This window comes from Ensifer sp. BR816, assembly GCF_000378985.1.
Lineage (GTDB): Bacteria > Pseudomonadota > Alphaproteobacteria > Rhizobiales > Rhizobiaceae > Sinorhizobium.
Genome location: NZ_KB905370.1, coordinates 621,489 through 635,398, shown reverse-complemented (window position 1 = coordinate 635,398; position 13,910 = coordinate 621,489). Strand labels below are relative to the sequence as shown.

At 64.7% G+C, this 13,910-nt stretch carries 7 protein-coding genes; 6 read left to right on the top strand and 1 reads right to left on the bottom strand.

Annotated features, from left to right (window positions below):
• The first annotated feature begins 32 nt into the window (after positions 1-32).
• Positions 33-2,285: a hybrid sensor histidine kinase/response regulator gene (locus RHIBR816_RS0102965; protein ID WP_018235043.1), complete on the top strand. Its 2,253-nt coding sequence runs from the start codon at positions 33-35 to the stop codon at positions 2,283-2,285.
• 115 nt (positions 2,286-2,400) lie between these two features.
• A complete protein-coding gene (locus RHIBR816_RS0102960) occupies positions 2,401-3,291 on the top strand; it encodes a GNAT family N-acetyltransferase (protein WP_018235042.1) in 891 nt (296 codons plus the stop codon).
• Between the two features lie 399 nt (positions 3,292-3,690).
• Here the strand turns inward: RHIBR816_RS0102960 and RHIBR816_RS0102955 are convergent, their stop codons facing one another.
• A complete protein-coding gene (locus RHIBR816_RS0102955; protein ID WP_018235041.1) occupies positions 3,691-5,976 on the bottom strand; it encodes an NADP-dependent malic enzyme in 2,286 nt (761 codons plus the stop codon).
• Between the two features lie 102 nt (positions 5,977-6,078).
• Between RHIBR816_RS0102955 and mutS the strand changes: the two genes are divergently transcribed.
• The 4 genes from mutS to RHIBR816_RS0102935 all read left to right on the top strand — a co-directional run bounded on the left by mutS (position 6,079) and on the right by RHIBR816_RS0102935 (position 13,856).
• Positions 6,079-8,826: a DNA mismatch repair protein MutS gene (gene mutS, locus RHIBR816_RS0102950; RefSeq protein ID WP_018235040.1), complete on the top strand. Its 2,748-nt coding sequence runs from the start codon at positions 6,079-6,081 to the stop codon at positions 8,824-8,826.
• A gap of 196 nt (positions 8,827-9,022) precedes the next feature.
• The gene (locus tag RHIBR816_RS0102945) at positions 9,023-11,872 is read left to right on the top strand and encodes a [protein-PII] uridylyltransferase (protein ID WP_018235039.1); all 2,850 of its coding nucleotides are present in this window, start codon (positions 9,023-9,025) and stop codon (positions 11,870-11,872) included.
• Positions 11,869-13,470 carry a murein biosynthesis integral membrane protein MurJ gene (gene murJ / locus RHIBR816_RS0102940; RefSeq protein ID WP_018235038.1) on the top strand — a complete coding sequence of 534 codons (1,602 nt, stop codon included), beginning with the start codon at positions 11,869-11,871 and terminating at the stop codon, positions 13,468-13,470. The genes RHIBR816_RS0102945 and murJ overlap by 4 nt, the downstream gene beginning before the upstream one ends.
• Complete coding sequence (locus RHIBR816_RS0102935; RefSeq protein ID WP_018235037.1) at positions 13,467-13,856, top strand: VOC family protein; 390 nt, start codon at positions 13,467-13,469, stop codon at positions 13,854-13,856. The genes murJ and RHIBR816_RS0102935 overlap by 4 nt, the downstream gene beginning before the upstream one ends.
• Positions 13,857-13,910 lie beyond the last annotated feature (54 nt).

Here is a 13,910-nt window from a genome sequence, read left to right as displayed (position 1 = left end):
ATTCGGAAGGCTTGCCATGTCAGGTTGAAGGCATGAGCGAGCCTTCACCAGCCAAGCAGCCCAAACGAGCCGGCTCGGGCGCAAGATCCGACGCCATTGACGTCGCATCATCCGCCATGGTCACGGCGATCGCCGGTGGCCTTTCCCGGTCGCCGACCGGCCGGGAAATGTCCGTTGGCCGCATTTTTCTTGCTCTCGCCGGTCTCTGTGCCGCAGCGCTTCTCCTCGTCGTCGGCGTGCGCGCCGGCCTTCATCTGTTCCCGGCCCTTGCGGCCGTCGGCGCTCTCGCCGGCGCATTCCTGCTGCTCTCCAGCGACAGCGCACCCCCCCAGCCGGGCAAAGTCGCAAGCGATGCGGAGCGGCAATGTGCGGAAACCGCCAAGCTGCTTTCGACCATCCATGACGCGCTGGGGGACATTGCCCTCATTCGTGGAATGGATGGGCGGATCGTGCAGGCGAATGGCGTCTTCCGTCGGATGTGCGGCCGGACGGACGTAGGCGGGCTGACCTGCGCTTCGCTGGGCCTCATTTTTGAGCCGCGGCCGGATCCCGACCGTTTCATCGTGCGGTTCGCGACGCCGGCCGGCACGCGCCTCTACGATTGGCATGATGTCGTCATCCGTGAGCCGGCAAGCGGCCGGCTGATGCGCCACAGCATCGCCCGGGACGTGACGGAAGAGGCGCAGGCAGCGCGTCGGGGGGAGGAGGCGCGGCTGCGCGCCGAAGAGGCGAGCCAGGCAAAGTCACGCCTGCTTGCGACCGTGACACACGAGATCCGCACGCCGCTTTCCGGCATCCTCGGGATGAGCCATCTGCTCGCCCAGACGCAATTGTCGCCCGAGCAGCGGAACTATCTCGCGGACATGCAGCAGTCCGGCCATGCCCTGGTACAACTCGTAGAGGACCTGATCGATTTCTCCGCGCTCTCGGCCGGCCGGTTCCAGTTGCATCCGTCCGAGCAGGAACTGCGCCTGGTGATCGAGAACGTGGTCGAGATGCTTTCTCATCGCGCCCACGAGAAAGGTATCGAAATCGGTGCGGCGATCGATGCCACGGTGCCGACCCGCTTTGCGTTCGATTCTGCACGCCTGCGGCAGGTCCTGTTCAACGTCATCGGCAACGCCGTGAAATTCACCGAGACCGGCGGCGTGCTGGTCACGGCCGACGTCGTCGGGGGACAGATCCGCATTCGTGTCGATGACAGCGGCCCCGGCATGTCGGCAGACGAACTGGCGCGCGTCTTCGAGGACTTCGAGCAGGCCGGTGACGACGCCCAGCGTTCCAAGGGAACCGGTCTTGGGCTGGCGATATCCCGCCGCATCATGGAGGCTTTCGGCGGCAACCTGACGGCGTCGAGCGTCGCGGGAGAGGGAAGCCGCTTCGAAATTTGCTTTCCGATCGAGGGGGCCGATTCAGCGGCTCATCCCCGCCGCGGCATCCTCGCCGCCGCGCATGTGCTCGTGCTCGCTCCCGACGGCCCCGCTTCGACGGCCCTTGCCTCGACGATCGAGACGCTTGGTGGCCAATGCCATCGCGCCCCGACGCTGTCGGCCGCGCGCGGCGTGGTGGCCAAGGTGCTCGCCGGCCGCTTGCCGCTGACGGACATCATCGTCGATCACCGACACGCCGCGCAATTCCGCGAACTCCTGTCCCTGGAGCCGGCAATCGAACGTCAGCAATGGCGCAGGACCTGCCTGATCAGCCCGGAAGAGCGCACGAGCCATCCGGTGAACCGGATGGGCGGGTACGAAGCCTGGCTGATCCGTCCCTTGCGGGAAAAGTCCCTGGTGGAGGTGCTGCTCGGCCGGCTGACGGGCATCGAGAAACGCGACGGCATCAACGACAACAGGCCAATGCTGAGGGCGGAACCGCCCAAGGCGGCGGCGGCCCTGCAGGATGGTCGCCGGGTTCTGCTCGCCGAGGACGATCCGGTAAACGCCCTGGTGCTGCGGAAGATGCTGGAGAGGGACGGCAAAGCCGTAGACCACGTCGGCGACTTCGCGGCGCTCGAGGCGTTCATGCAGGGGAAGGGTGCACCGGGCCTCATCGTAACGGACTTCAACATGCCGGGTGGCGACGCCCTTGACCTGCTCCGGCGTCTTCGAGGGGGGGAAGCGCCCGGGAGCTGGAGCCGGATACCGGTGGTGGTCCTGACGTCGGACGCTCGCCGCGATCTTCATCGGTTGTTGCTTGCGAGCGGTGCGGAGGCAGTGCTGACAAAGCCGGCCGAACCGGAGCGGCTCCTCGCCGAAGTCGCTCGGCTGCTCGAGGCCGGGAAGGCGTAGTTTCCGTCTTCAGGCATTGCCCGGATCGGGGGTTGCCTCGCCCCTGCGTGTCACTATGCTGTTGCAGAAACGTGGTTTAAGCCCGACGGACACTGACGATTCGGGATGACACGGCATGACGATCGACCTTTTGGATTCGACGAGCGTGGTTGACACTTCAAAGGCTTGCGTCCGCAAGACGATTGCCGCACCGGCAACCGATGTTCTCGGGCGCATCGCCAATCTCGAAACGCGGCTCGCCCGTTCTGCGGCGGAGATCGACGCCGCGCAGGCCGTCCGTTACCGGGTCTTCGTCGAGGAGATGAAGGCGCAGGTGACCCCCGACGCCGAACGACGCAAGCGCGACGTCGACGGTTGGGACGCGATTTGCGACCATCTGCTCGTGCTCGACACAGCCATCGAAGGCGATCCGGAAGAGCAGATCGTCGGCACCTACCGCCTGTTGCGCCAGGAAGTCGCCGCGCGGGCGGGCGGCTTCTATTCGGCTTCCGAGTTCGCCCTCGACGCCCTTCTCGCGCGTCACCCGGACAAGCGCTTCATGGAACTCGGCCGCTCCTGCGTGTTGCCGGAATACCGGACCAAGCGCACCGTGGAACTTCTCTGGCAGGGCAACTGGGCCTATGCGCTGAAACACGGCATCGACGCCATGTTCGGCTGCGGCTCGCTGCCGGGGGTCGTTCCCGCGGAGCACGCGCTGGCGCTTTCTTTCCTGCATCACAATATTCTGGCTCGCGACGAATGGGCGGTCGCCGCCCGGCCGGAGCTCTACCGCACGATGGATCTGATGCCACCGGAGGCGATCAATCCGAAAAAGGCGCTTGCCGCCCTGCCACCGCTCATCAAGGGCTATATGCGGCTCGGCGCGATGGTCGGAGAGGGGGCCGTGGTCGATCACGCCTTTCGCACGACTGACGTGCTGATCGTTCTGCCGATCAGCAATATTTCCGGTCGCTATCTCAACTACTACGGTGCCGACGCGGGACGTTTTTCTTCACCCGTCTCCTGATCTCTCCATCACGCCGATCATTTGAACCGCTCCCAGCGAGGCGGAGCCATGCCATTTTGACGCCGTCTAGAGCATTAACCAGTTATTAAGTATATGTTTGACTTCTAACATAAAAATACGACAGTCTAGTCTCGTGGTTGGATCGGATTTTCATCACGAAGCAGTGTAGAAAACAAAGGAGTAATCGCTGCCCCAGTCCGTGACAGGTCGCGGCATCGACAAATTCCTACATTTTTATGACGTAAGGCGAAGACCAGCCGCAAGATATTGAGCCCACTTCCCTTCCCAAGGACGTGGGCTCTTGTTTTGTTTAGAGACTCTGTGCCGTTATTGCACGTTTCTCGAAATGCATTCGAACTGCGACAAAATTGACCGTCCTAAAACGGCACGCCGACCCCGTCACGTCCCGGCATTGTAGGCGGCGATCGCGGCCAGGTTGACGATGTCGGAATCCTTGGCCGACATGGAGACGATCTGCACCGACTTGTCGAAGCCGACGAGCAGCGGACCGATCACCGTCGAGCCGCCCAACTCCTGGAGCATCTTCGTGGAGATCGAGGCCGAGTGGAAGGCGGGCATCACCAGCACGTTGGCGGTGCCGGACAGCCGGCAGAACGGATATTGCTCCATCACCCGGTGATTGAGCGCCACGTCGGCGGCCATCTCGCCGTCATATTCGAAATCGACGCGGCGCTTGTCGAGGATCTTCACCGCCTCGCGCACCCGCTCGGAGCGCTCGCCCGAGGGATGGCCGAAGGTCGAATAGGCGAGCATCGCGACGCGCGGCACGTAGCCGAGCCGCTTGGCGAGGCCGGCGGCCTCCTCGGCAATATCGGCCAGTTCCTCGGCCGACGGCATGTCGTGCACGGCGGTATCGGCGACGAGCACGGTGCGGCCGCGGCAGAGTGCGATCGACACGCCGATCACCCGGTGGCCGGGTTTTGCGTCGATGCAACGGCGGACGTCCTCGAGCGCCGTCGAATAGTTGCGCGTGAGACCGGTGACCATGCCGTCCGCATCGCCAAGCGCGACCATCGAGGCGGCGAAGTGGTTGCGGTCGTTGTTGATCAGCCGCTGCACGTCGCGGAAGAGATAGCCCTTGCGCTGCAGGCGCGCATAGAGGAAATCGGTATAGGCGCCGACGCGCTTCGACAGGCGGGCATTGACGATCTGGATGCCGGGCCGGTCGAGGTCGATGCCTTCCCGCTCGGCGGTTTCGCGCATCTGTTCCTCGCGCCCGAGCAGGATCGCCGTGCCGAGCTGCTGGTTCGCATAGGCAATGGCCGAGCGCATCATCTGCACTTCCTCGCCCTCGGCAAAGACGATGCGCTTCGGTTGGCGGCGGACGCGCTCGAAGATGCGCTGCAGCGTCGAGGCGATCGGATCGCGCCGGGCCGAAAGCTGCTGGCCATAGGCATTGAGATCGGTGATCGGCTTGCGCGCAACGCCGGTCTCCATCGCCGCTTTGGCGACCGCCATCGGGATCGCCGAGATCAGCCGCGGATCGAAGGGCACCGGAATGATGTATTGCGCTCCGAAGCGCGGCCGGTTGCCCTGATAGGCGGCGGCGACATCGTCGGGCACGTCTTCCTTGGCGAGGCTGGCAAGCGCTTCCGCCGCGGCGATCTTCATCGCGTCGTTGATCGTCGAAGCGCGCACGTCAAGCGCGCCGCGGAAGATATAGGGAAACCCGAGGACGTTGTTGACCTGGTTCGGATAGTCGGAGCGGCCGGTCGCGACGATCGCATCGTCGCGGATCTGGGCAACCTCTTCCGGGGTGATTTCCGGATCTGGATTGGCCATGGCGAAGATGATCGGCCGTGGCGCGAGCGAGCGCACCATATCTGGCGACAGCGCACCCTTTGCCGAGAGACCGAAGAACACGTCGGCGCCCTCGACCGCCTCGGCCAGAGTCCGGCGATCGGTGTCGACCGCATGCGCCGACTTCCACTGGTTCATGCCCTCGGTGCGGCCCTTGTAGATCACGCCCTTGGTGTCGCAGAGGATGATGTTTTCCGGGTTGAAGCCCATCGCCTTGATGAGCTCGATGCAGGCGATGGCCGCAGCGCCGGCGCCGTTGCAGACGAGTTTTGTCGTCTTGAAGTCGCGCCCCGTCAGCGTCAGCGCATTGATAAGTCCGGCGGCGGCGATGATCGCCGTGCCATGCTGGTCGTCGTGGAAGACGGGAATGTCCATCACCTCGCGCAGGCGCTGCTCGATGATGAAACAGTCCGGTGCCTTGATGTCTTCGAGGTTGATGCCGCCGAAGGAGGGGCCGAGGAAGCGCACGCAATTGACGAACTCGTCGACATTCTCGGTATCGACTTCGAGGTCGATCGAATCGACGTCGGCGAAGCGCTTGAAGAGCACCGACTTGCCCTCCATCACCGGTTTGGAGGCAAGCGCCCCGAGATTGCCGAGGCCGAGGATCGCCGTGCCGTTGGAAATAACCGCCACCATGTTGCCGCGCGCCGTGTAGTCATAGGCCGTCGCCGGATCCTCGGCGATTGCCTTGACGGGCACGGCGACGCCCGGCGAATAGGCGAGCGACAGGTCGCGCTGCGTCGCCATCGGCTTTGTCGGTGAGATTTCCAGCTTTCCGGGACGACCCTGGGAATGGAAGTCGAGTGCTTCCTGTTCAGTAACGCTCGTCCTTGTGCGGTCGGACTTGTCGGTAGCCGGCATGTTTCCTCAACCTCCTGTGGGCGACCCTTTCGATCAGCCTCTTTGTTGTTGTCGTCTATAAATGCTTGCGGATAGTGTGACATCTCTTTTTTTGGAACAATCATGAATTTCATGCGTGACGCATCGAGCCGCACGGGCGACGTCCTTTCCGTGTCCGATCTGGCGAGCGAGGAGAGCCGTTCCACCGCCACGCCGATGATGGAGCAGTTCATCGAGATCAAGGCGAACAACCCTGATTCGCTGCTCTTCTACCGCATGGGCGATTTCTACGAGTTGTTCTTCCAGGATGCGGTGGACGCGTCCCGCGCCCTCGGCATCACGCTGACAAAGCGCGGCCAGCATCTGGGCCAGGACATCCCGATGTGCGGGGTGCCGGTGCATGCCGCCGACGACTACCTGCAGAAGCTGATCGCACTCGGCTTCCGGGTCGCCGTCTGCGAGCAAGTGGAAGATCCCGCCGAAGCCAAGAAGCGGGGCAGCAAATCCGTCGTGCGCCGCGACGTCGTCCGGCTGGTGACGCCCGGAACGATCACCGAGGACAAGCTGCTCTCGCCTTCGGAAACGAACTATCTGATGGCGCTCGCCCGCATCCGCAGCGGCTCCGAGCCGGCTTACGCGCTCGCCTGGATAGACATTTCCACCGGCATTTTCCGCCTTGCCGAGACGGCCGAGAGCCGGCTGCTCGCCGACATCCTGCGCGTCGAGCCGCGCGAGCTGATCCTGCCGGATACCGTCTTCCACGATCCGGAACTGCGCCCGGTCTTCGACGTGCTGGGCCGGGTGGCGGTGCCGCAGCCCGCGGTCCTGTTCGACAGCGCGACGGCGGAGGGCCGGATCGGCCGCTACTACGGCGTCAAGACCCTCGACGGTTTCGGTACCTTTTCGCGTGCCGAGCTCGCGGCCGCCTCGGCGGCAATCTCCTATGTCGAGAAGACGCAGCTCGCGGAGCGTCCAGCGCTCGGCGTTCCCGAGCGCGAGAGCGCCGCCTCGTCCCTCTTCATCGATCCGGCAACCCGTGCCAATCTCGAACTGGTCAAGACGCTGTCCGGCACCCGCGACGGAAGCCTGCTGAGAGCCCTCGACCGGACCGTCACCAGCGGCGGCGCGCGGCTGCTCGCCGAGCGGCTGATGTCGCCTCTGACCGATCCGGAGCGGATCAATCAAAGGCTCGATTCGATCGAGGTCCTGCTTGACCAGCCGAGCTTCGCCATGGATGTCCGCGACGCCTTGCGGCGCGCGCCGGACATGCCACGCGCCCTGTCGAGGCTCGCGCTCGGCCGCGGCGGCCCGCGCGACCTTGGCGCCATCCAGGCTGGCCTTCGGGCAGCGGCGGCGACCTCGGCGCTGCTTGCGAAAGCGCTGCTTTCCGCGGAGCTGAGCGAGGCGCAAGCCGCGATCGCCGCCTTGCCGGCGTCCTTGTTGGTGCGCCTCGATGCGACGCTTGGCGAAGACCTGCCGCTTCTGAAACGCGACGGCGGTTTCCTGCGCGAAGGGGCGAGCGGCGAACTCGACGAAATGCGGGCGCTGCGCGACCAGTCGCGCCGTGTCATTGCCGGCCTGCAGCTCCAATATTGCGAAGAGACCGGCATCAAGTCGCTGAAGATCAAGCACAACAACGTGCTCGGCTATTTCATCGAGGTCACTGCCGGCAATGCCGGGGCGATGACCGACACGGACGCCGGCCGCGCCCGTTTCATCCATCGCCAGACGATGGCGAGCGCGATGCGCTTCACCACCACGGAACTTGCCGAGCTCGAAACGAAGATCGCCAATGCCGCCGACCGGGCGCTCGCGATCGAACTCGATGCCTTCGACCAAATGACCCGCGAGGTCGTTGCCGAGGCCGACGCGATCAAGGCGGCGGCGCTGGCGCTCGCGACGCTCGACGTCTCGGCGGGGCTTGCCGTTCTCGCCGAGGAGCAGAACTATGCCCGGCCGCTCGTCGATCACTCGCGGATGTTCGCGATCGATGGCGGACGCCACCCCGTCGTCGAGCAGGCCCTGAGGCGCCAGGCGGCCAATCCCTTCGTCGCCAATGGCTGCGACCTCTCCCCTCCGGACGGTCCGGAAGCCGGGGCGATCTGGCTGCTCACCGGTCCGAACATGGGCGGCAAGTCGACCTTCCTGCGCCAGAACGCACTGATCGCCATCATGGCGCAGATGGGCTCCTTCGTTCCGGCCAACGCCGCCCATATGGGTATCGTCGACCGGCTGTTCTCGCGCGTCGGCGCCTCGGACGATCTCGCCCGCGGCCGCTCCACCTTCATGGTCGAGATGGTCGAGACGGCGGCGATCCTCAACCAGGCGACCGACCGTTCGCTGGTGATCCTCGACGAGATCGGCCGCGGCACCGCGACCTTCGACGGCCTGTCGATCGCCTGGGCGGCGGTCGAGCACCTGCACGAGGTCAATCGCTGCCGCGGGCTCTTCGCCACCCATTTTCATGAATTGACCGTTCTGTCCGAAAAGCTCGGGCGCCTGTCGAACGCCACCATGCGGGTCAAGGAGTGGGACGGCGACGTGATCTTCCTGCACGAGGTCGGCCCGGGTGCGGCCGACCGGTCCTACGGCATTCAGGTCGCCCGCCTCGCGGGTCTTCCCGCCTCCGTCGTCGCGCGGGCGAGGGACGTGCTCGCCAAGCTCGAGGATGCCGACCGCAAGAACCCGGCAAGCCAGCTGATCGACGACCTGCCGCTCTTCCAGGTCGCGGTCAGGCGCGAAGAGGCGGCAAGGGCCTCCGGCCCCTCCAGGGCCGAAGAGGCGCTGAAGGCGCTCAATCCCGACGACATGACGCCGCGCGAGGCGCTGGATGCGCTCTACGCCTTGAAAAAGGACTTTGCCAGCCGCTGACGTGGGGCGCATCTCTACGCGCCAGCGCGTTTGCAGTGCCCCGATTTTCCCTGTCAATCGACCGGCAAAAAGGCTATACAGCGCCGCGTGCCTTTTCATGAGGGCATGCAGTAGTGCTTGAAATGCTGCATGATTCCGGCGCTTGCACATGCAACGAACCATACGATCAGTCGGACAGGACGCCTCCCGGCACTAAATGGCCAAACACGAAACTTCCTTCCTCGAAATTCTCGACGTCGCCGCGCTTCGGGCGAAGTGCGGCTTCATTGCGTCGGCCCATGCCGAGCAGCGTGAGCCGATGCGCCGCGCGCTTCTCGCCGCCTTCAAGGAAGCGAACAATGCCGGCCGCGCCAAGGCACGCGAACTGCTTGCCGTCGACGGTGCGGGGATCAAATGCGCCGAGCGCATCTCCTGGCTGCAGGACCAGCTCATCACGGTGCTGCACGATTTCGTGCTGAACGAGGTGTTCGACGCGGCCCAGGCGCCGCCGGCGTCCCGGCTCGCGGTGACGGCGGTCGGCGGCTACGGTCGCGGCACGCTTGCGCCGGGCTCGGATATCGACCTGCTCTTCCTGCTGCCGTCCAAAAAGGCGGTCTGGTCGGAACCGGCCATCGAGTTCATGCTCTATGTTCTGTGGGACCTCGGCTTCAAGGTCGGCCATGCGACGCGGACGATCGACGAATGCATCCGGCTGTCGCGCGCCGACATGACGATCCGCACGGCAATTCTCGAGTGCCGCTACATTTGCGGTTCCGAGGCGCTGGCCGGCGAACTCGAGCAGCGTTTCGATCATGAGATCGTCCGCAACACCGGCCCCGAATTCATCGCCGCCAAGCTTGCCGAACGCGACGGGCGGCACCGCAAGGCGGGCGATACCCGCTACCTCGTCGAGCCGAACGTCAAGGAAGGCAAGGGGGGGCTGCGCGATCTGCACACGCTGTTCTGGATCGCCAAGTATTTCTACCGGGTCAAGGATCCGGCCGATCTCGTAAAGCTCGCGGTGCTTTCGAAGCAGGAATACAAGCTGTTCCAGAAATCGGACGACTTTCTCTGGGCGGTGCGCTGCCACATGCATTTCCTGACGGGAAAGGCGGAGGAGCGCCTGTCCTTCGACATCCAGCGCGAGATTGCCGAAGCGCTCGGCTATCACGACCATCCGGGCCTCTCGGCGGTCGAACGTTTCATGAAGCACTACTTCCTCGTCGCGAAGGACGTCGGCGATCTCACCCGCATCTTCTGCGCGGCACTTGAAGATCAGCAGGCGAAGGATACGCCGGGGATTTCGGGCGTCTTCAGCCGCTTCAAGCACCGCACGCGCAAGATCGCCGGCACGCTCGACTTCGTCGACGATGGCGGTCGCATCGCGCTCGCAAGCCCGGATGTCTTCAAGCGCGATCCGGTCAACCTGCTGCGCCTGTTCCACATCGCCGATATCCACGGCCTGGAGTTCCATCCGAACGCGCTGAAGCAGGTGACGCGTTCGCTCGGCCTGATCACGCCGCACTTGCGCGAGAACGACGAGGCCAACCGGCTGTTTCTGTCGATCCTCACCTCCCGGCGCAATCCGGAACTGGTCCTGCGGCGGATGAACGAGGCGGGCGTGCTTGGCCGCTTCATTCCTGATTTCGGCAAGATCGTCTCCATGATGCAGTTCAACATGTATCACCACTATACGGTGGACGAACATCTGCTGCGCGCGGTCGACGTTCTCTCGCGGATCGACCGCGGCCTCGAGGAGGAGGCACACCCGCTGACCGCCATGCTGATGCCCGGCATCGAGGACCGAGAGGCGCTCTACGTCGCCGTGCTGCTGCACGACATCGCCAAGGGCCGCCCCGAGGATCACTCGGTCGCCGGCGCCAAGGTGGCCCGCAAGCTCTGCCCGCGTCTGGGCCTTTCGCCGAAGCAGACGGAAACGGTGGTCTGGCTGGTCGAGGAACACCTGACCATGTCGATGGTCGCGCAGACCCGTGATCTCAACGACCGCAAGACCATCCTCGACTTCGCCGACCGGGTTCAATCGCTCGATCGCCTGAAGATGCTGCTCATCCTGACCGTCTGCGACATCCGGGCGGTCGGCCCCGGCGTCTGGAACGGCTGGAAAGGGCAATTGCTGCGCACGCTCTATTATGAGACGGAGCTGCTTCTCTCCGGCGGCTTCTCGGAACTGTCGCGCAAGGAGCGGGCAAAGCACGCCGCCCATATGCTGAGCGAGGCGCTCAAGGACTGGTCGAAGAAGGAGCGGGACGCCTATGTCCGGCTTCACTACCAGCCCTATCTCCTCACCGTGGCGCTCGAGGACCAGGTGCGGCACGCCGAGTTCATCCGCGACGCCGACCGCGCCGGCAAGACATTGGCGACGATGGTGCGCACCCATCATTTCCACGCCATCACCGAGATCACCGTGCTGTCGCCGGACCATCCGCGCCTGCTGACGGTTATCGCCGGCGCCTGCGCCGCCGCGGGCGCAAACATCGTCGACGCGCAGATCCATACGACCTCGGATGGCCGGGCGCTGGATACGATCCTCGTCAACCGCGAGTTTTCGGTCGACGAGGACGAGACGCGGCGGGCGGCGAGCATCGGCAAGCTGATCGAGGACGTGCTTTCCGGCCGTAAGCGCCTGCCGGAGGTCATCGCCAGCCGCACCCGGGCGAAGAAGCGCAGCAAGGCCTTCTCGGTGACCCCGGAGGTGACGATCAGCAACACGCTGTCGAACAAGTTCACCGTCATCGAGGTCGAGGGCCTTGACCGGACCGGCCTGCTTTCGGAGATCACGGCGGTGCTGTCGGACCTGTCGCTCGATATCGCTTCGGCCCATATCACCACGTTCGGCGAGAAGGTGATCGATACCTTTTATGTGACCGACCTCGTTGGCGCGAAGATCACCAACGAGAATCGGCAGGCCAATATTGCCGCGCGCCTGAAGGCCGTTCTGGCTGGCGAGGTGGACGAGGCGCGTGAGCGCATGCCCTCCGGCATCATCGCGCCGGCCTCGGTGCCGCGCGCATCCGACGCTTCGAGAACCACAGAAGCCGAAACATGAGCCTGGTCAAGAAATTCGCAACGGTCGGCGGCGCGACGCTCGGAAGCCGCGTCTTCGGCTTCGTGCGCGAAACCTTCATGGCGGCCGCGCTCGGCACGGGACCGGTCGCCGACGCTTTCAACACCGCCTTCCGACTGCCGAATACCTTCCGCCGGCTTTTCGCCGAAGGGGCTTTCAATTCGGCCTTCGTGCCGCTCTTCGCCAAGGAGATTGAGCAGCGCGGCATGGACGGTGCCCGCCGCTTTTCCGAAGAAGTCTTCGGCGTGCTCTTCACCGTCCTTCTGTTCCTGACCATCGCGATGGAACTGGCTATGCCGTTCATCGTGCGCGAACTGATCGCCCCCGGCTTCGCCGACGACCCGGCGAAATTCGCGAACACCGTCACCTTCGCGACGATCATGTTCCCATACCTCGCCTGCATGTCGCTCGCGGCGATGATGGCCGGCATGCTCAATTCGCTGCATCGCTATTTCGCGGCGGCCATCGCGCCGGTGTTCCTGAACGTCATCCTGATCGGCGTGCTTGGCTATGCCTGGTATAGCGGCCAGGACGCGGTCGCCGTCGGCTACAGCCTTTCCTGGGGCGTCATGGCGGCTGGCCTCGTCCAGCTCGCGATCGTCTGGATCGCCGTCCGCAACGCCGGGATCAAGATCGGCTTCCGCCGTCCGCGGCTGACGGCCAATGTCCGGCGTCTGCTCGTCCTGGCGCTGCCGGCGGCGATTACCGGCGGCATCACCCAGATCAACCTGTTGATCAACACCAATATCGCCTCGGCGCAGGAAGGAGCGGTCTCGTCGCTCGTCTATGCCGACCGCATCTACCAGCTTCCGCTGGGTGTCGTCGGCATCGCGGTTGCGACCGTGCTCCTGCCGGAACTGGCGCGCGCGCTTCGCGCAGGCAACCTCAACGAGGCATCGAACCTGCAGAACCGCTCCGTCGAGTTCACCCTGTTCCTGACCTTGCCGGCCGCGGCCGCGCTGCTCGTCATGTCGGAGCCGATCGTTCGGCTGCTTTTCGAGCGCGGCAAGTTCTCGCCGGAATCGACCGTCATCGTCGGGCATATCCTCGCGATCTACGGTCTCGGCCTGCCCGCCTTCGTGCTGATCAAGGCCTTCATTCCTGGCTTCTTCGCGCGCGAGGATACCCGCACGCCGATGATCTTTGCCGCGATCTCCGTCGTGGTGAACGTGTCCTTGGCGCTGACGCTGTTTCCGTCGCTCGGTGCAAGCGGCATCGCCACCGCCGAGATCGTCGCCGGCTGGGTCAATGCGATGCTCCTCTTTGCGACGCTCGCCTGGCGCGGCCACTGGGGCCGCGACATTCCGCTTCTGACCCGCATGCCGCGGCTCGTGATCGCCGCCGCGATCATGGCGACGGCGCTCTATTATGCCATCCAGTGGCTGACCTTCCCGCTTTCATCGGCAGCGCCGCTCGCTGTCCGCGCCGCAACCGTCTGCGCTCTCGTCGCGGCTGCGATGGTGATCTATTTCGCCGCGGCCTTCGGACTTGGCGGCGCCAGCCTGGGGATGATCCGGCGCAGTGTGAAGCGCAAGGCGGAACAGTCTGCCGGACCGGCCGAAGGCACGGACGGCCCATGAGACAGACTATTGCCCGTGTCGCCATTCTCGTTCCGGACTACGACGAGGGTCTTGCCTTCTATTGCGGCCGGTTGGGCTTCGACCTGATCGAGGACACCGATCTCGGTGGCGACAAGCGCTGGGTGCTGGTTCGGCCGAGGGGCGCGAGCGAAACCGCGCTGCTCATCGCCAGGGCAGAGGGCGATCGGCAGCGGGCGGCGATCGGCAATCAGGCCGGCGGCCGCGTCGGCTTCTTTCTCTTCACCGACGATTTCGCCCGCGACCATGCGGCGATGCTTGCCGCCGGCGTCGAATTTCTCGAGACGCCGCGCCATGAAGCCTACGGGACCGTCGTCGTTTTCACCGATCCGTTCGGCAATCGTTGGGACCTCCTGCAACCCGCCTGACTGCGTCCTGCCTCTTGATTGCATTTCTCCCGCCGTGCATAAGCGCGGCGATAT

Coding starts and splice junctions, on each gene's coding strand:
- RHIBR816_RS0102965 (WP_018235043.1), top strand. CDS start 33: ATGAGCGAGCCTTCACCAGCCAAGCAGCCCAAACGAGCCGGCTCGGGC.
- RHIBR816_RS0102960 (WP_018235042.1), top strand. CDS start 2,401: ATGACGATCGACCTTTTGGATTCGACGAGCGTGGTTGACACTTCAAAG.
- RHIBR816_RS0102955 (WP_018235041.1), bottom strand. CDS start 5,976: ATGCCGGCTACCGACAAGTCCGACCGCACAAGGACGAGCGTTACTGAA.
- mutS (WP_018235040.1), top strand. CDS start 6,079: ATGAATTTCATGCGTGACGCATCGAGCCGCACGGGCGACGTCCTTTCC.
- RHIBR816_RS0102945 (WP_018235039.1), top strand. CDS start 9,023: ATGGCCAAACACGAAACTTCCTTCCTCGAAATTCTCGACGTCGCCGCG.
- murJ (WP_018235038.1), top strand. CDS start 11,869: ATGAGCCTGGTCAAGAAATTCGCAACGGTCGGCGGCGCGACGCTCGGA.
- RHIBR816_RS0102935 (WP_018235037.1), top strand. CDS start 13,467: ATGAGACAGACTATTGCCCGTGTCGCCATTCTCGTTCCGGACTACGAC.